General features: G+C 70.1%; 1 protein-coding gene and 1 pseudogene. One reads left to right on the top strand and one right to left on the bottom strand.

Going from position 1 to position 2516, the window contains the following annotated elements; all coding sequences use genetic code 11:
• Nucleotides 1–263 precede the first annotated feature (263 nt).
• Nucleotides 264–2318, top strand: coding sequence for a PA14 domain-containing protein (locus tag ACWDA7_RS51970; protein ID WP_450615105.1), 2055 nt, complete (start codon nucleotides 264–266; stop codon nucleotides 2316–2318).
• 50 nt (nucleotides 2319–2368) lie between these two features.
• Here ACWDA7_RS51970 and ACWDA7_RS51975 read toward each other — a convergent pair.
• Nucleotides 2369–2516: pseudogene (locus tag ACWDA7_RS51975) on the bottom strand (IS110 family transposase); the annotation flags it as partial.

Genomic DNA, 2516 nt, shown 5'->3' on the forward strand with positions numbered 1-2516 from the left:
GTCGGACAATACGACCTCGACAGCACGCGGACCCCGATGCGACATAGAAATAGTCTACAGACTTAGACTCGCCATTTCCGGCGCGTCACACTAGGGTCCTGCGCTGTTCACCGGTACGGCCGACGCGTGGCGAACGTCCGTGAAAAGAACGTCCGTGAAAAGGGGGAGGGGGCGGAGGCAACCCTGCCCCCTCCTCATAGGTCACACAGGCGCCACCTGTTCACAGGTTTTTCAAAGGTCCGAAAGGCGCCCCACTCTCTGTGATGACTCGTACCCGGCTGAGCGCGTTGGCCGCGACGGCCACCGTCGCCGCCATCAGCGGCCTGATCACCGCCGCCCCTGCCTCCGCAGCCGTCAGCTGCACCTCTCCCGTCTGGAAGGCGCAGTACTTCGGCAACTCCACCTTCAGCGGCACGCCGAAGCTGACCGCCTGCGACTCCGTCATCGCCGAGAACTACGGCTACGGCGACCCACCCGGCGTCACGCTCCCCAAAGACAACTTCTCCGTCCGCTGGTCCCTCACCCGGGACTTCGGCTCCGGCGGCCCCTTCCGGCTCTCCGCCGCCACGCAGGACGGCATGCGCGTCTACGTCGACGGCGTGCGGAAGATCGACCTGTGGAAGAACGTCTCCACCACCGCCCGCAAGACCCTCGACCTGACCATCCCGGCCGGCAAGCACACGCTCCGCGTGGACTATGTCGCCTGGACCGGCACCGCCAACGCCGGGTTCACGTACGCCCCGCGCACCGAGGTCGCCGTCGACAGGGTCAAGCCGCTCGCCCCGACCGGCCTCACCGCCGGGTACAACCGGGACACCAGGAAGACCACCCTGCGCTGGGCCGCGAACAAGGAGATGGACCTCGCCGGTTACCGCGTGTACCGACGGCTGAGCACCACCCAATGGGCGAAGGCCAGCGGTTCGTCGCTGCTCACCTCCCCCTCCTTCGTGGACGCGCCGCCCGCCACGGGCCAGACCTTCCTCTACGAGGTCCGCGCCGTCGACAAGGCGGGCCGCGAGTCCGCCGGCAGCCTCGACGCCACCGCCGTGACCGTGGACCGCACGGGGCCGGCGACGCCGACCGGTCTCACGGTCGCCGGCGACGCCTGGTGGGCCACCCTGGCCTGGCAGGGGGTCGCCGACGCCGCGAAGTACGAGGTGTACGCCGCTCCCGCGGCCACCGGCCCGTTCACGCTGCTGGGTACGACAACCACGACGTCGTACCGCACCGACGCACCCGTGAACACCGTCCGGTACTACCGGGTCCGCGCCCTCGACGCGCTCGGCAACCCGTCGGCGTACGCCGCCGTCACCGGCGACGGAGTCGACCGGACACCGCCGACGAAGTCCCCGACCTCCCTCGAAGCCGTCGTCCGCGTCGGCTACACCGACGTGTACTGGAAGCAGCCCGACGGCTTCTACGAGGACTTCGACAACGGCGGGACCTACCGCGTCTACCGCTCGCCCGGCGAGACCCTCGACCCGGCCGCACTCACCCGCGTGACCTGCGCCGAGGGAAGCGACGAGACCAGCACCGGCGGCATCTGCCACGACCTGGACATGCCCGCGGGCACATACGTGACGTACGCCGTCGCCGCGGTGGACCCGGCCGGCAACGAGTCGGCGCTGTCCGCCCCGCTCGTCGTCCGCACCGGCGACCGCGTCGCGCCCGGCCCGGTCACGGGCGTGAAGGCCACCCCCCGTGCCGACGGCGTGCTGCTGAGCTGGGCGGCCTCGACCGAGGATGACGTCGAACGCTACGTGGTCTGGAACGGCGCCCGGCAGGCGGACGGCACGGTCAAGTGGCTCAGCTCCACCTCCTGCTGGGAGGGTACGAGCGACCCGCTTGCGGTCCTCTGCGGCGACCTGCCTGACGGCGAGACGTACGTGTACGCGGTCGTCGCCAGGGACCGCTGGGGCAACGCGCTGCCCCCGAGCGACCCGAAGGTCACGGTCGTCGAGGCCACCGAGCTGGACGTCCGGCCGTCCGTGACGGTCGTCCGGGACTGGGACCTCGGCAGCCTGGGCTACGGCACTTTGATCGGCGGACCCGACCAGGACGGGCCGTCCATCAACTGGCGGTGCGACAAGACGGCCGTGTGCGACACTGTCGCGGGCTACCGGGTCAGACGGTGGAACGCGGCCACGAAGGCGTACGAGCCGCTGCACGCCGGACTGCTTCCCGCGGAGACCCGCGCCTACACGGACACCACGGCCGCGCGGGGGACCACGCACTTCTACACGCTGGAGGCGGTGCGCGCCGACGGCAGCGTCGCGGGCACGCACGTGTGGAGCTGCGTCTTCCAGGACCGCGTCTAGCTAGTACGAGGTCGTCGGAACGGCTTTGGCCGGGAGTTTCAATGACTGAGTCAAGCCGCCTGCGGGACCGGTGGGGCGGGGGTGAAGGTCCTGTTGTCACGCGGTAGCGCCCACAGCACGCTGGCTCGGCGCCGTGCCAGGGCGATGACGGCTTGGACGTGCTTGCAGCCTTCGCCGCGTTTTTTGAGGTAGAAGTCC

Source organism: Streptomyces sp. NPDC001156 (assembly GCF_053598275.1).